This window comes from Paenibacillus senegalensis JC66 (assembly GCF_000285515.1).
Classification (GTDB): Bacteria; Bacillota; Bacilli; order Paenibacillales; family NBRC-103111; genus Paenibacillus_L; species Paenibacillus_L senegalensis.
This window is the reverse complement of the sequence record NZ_CAES01000163.1, coordinates 1-282: the sequence shown is the minus strand read 5'-3', so window position 1 is coordinate 282 and position 282 is coordinate 1. Positions and strand designations below refer to the sequence as shown.

1 protein-coding gene is annotated in these 282 nt (G+C 43.3%); it reads right to left on the bottom strand.

The window, feature by feature from the left end:
- A partial coding sequence (locus PSHG_RS26135; RefSeq protein ID WP_010267627.1) for an MSCRAMM family protein occupies positions 1–282 on the bottom strand: 282 nt, incomplete at both ends.

Here is a 282-nt window from a genome sequence, read left to right as displayed (position 1 = left end):
GAAATCATTTTGTTTTCGACAAGCAGCTTCACAGGCTCCGTTTGGCTCTTCTCAATAGTGAACTCAATTGGTTCAGTAAGAAGCTCGTAATGGTCAGCCGCTTTCGTCTCGACGAGATAGTATTTACCCGGATGCAGGTCCGTAATGCTTAATTGACCTTTCTCATCGGTCGTCAGATCAGATTTAATGACGTTATTGGCTTCATCGCGAAGCTCGAACTTAACGCCTTTCAGTTTAATCGAGTGTACGTCTTTATCTACCTTTTCAATCTCCACAGAACCT